The organism is Janthinobacterium sp. NKUCC06_STL (assembly GCF_019345455.1).
GTDB lineage: Bacteria > Pseudomonadota > Gammaproteobacteria > Burkholderiales > Burkholderiaceae_D > Janthinobacterium > Janthinobacterium rivuli.
In genome coordinates, this window is record NZ_JAHKQY010000035.1 from 1 (window position 1) to 373 (window position 373).

2 tRNA genes are annotated in these 373 nt (G+C 47.7%); both read left to right on the plus strand.

The window, feature by feature from the left end:
• Positions 1 to 33: 33 nt before the first annotated feature.
• Positions 34 to 110, plus strand: a tRNA-Ile gene (locus KO539_RS29870).
• Positions 111 to 134: 24 nt separating this feature from the next.
• A tRNA-Ala gene (locus KO539_RS29875) sits at positions 135 to 210 on the plus strand.
• Positions 211 to 373 lie beyond the last annotated feature (163 nt).

Sequence of the window (373 nt, forward strand, 5' to 3'; positions counted from 1 at the left end):
AAGAAGAAACAGTAGTCGTAGTAGTTCCGCGTTGGGGCTGTAGCTCAGCTGGTTAGAGCACCGTGTTGATAACGCGGGGGTCGTTGGTTCGAGTCCAACCAGCCCTACCAGTAAAAACCGAGTAGTAAATCTCAGGGGGATTAGCTCAGCTGGGAGAGCACCTGCTTTGCAAGCAGGGGGTCGTCGGTTCGATCCCGTCATCCTCCACCAAAGTTTTACTCGAAAGTGCAAATGTAAGCCAGTCAAACAGACCCGGTTTAGATTTGATCTTTTAGCGATCAAAGCTGTTTCGTTCTTTAACAATCTGGAAGAAGTAAAGATTATTTATTGATCAAGTCTATGCGTGCAGCAATGCATGAGGCGACTTGATGGG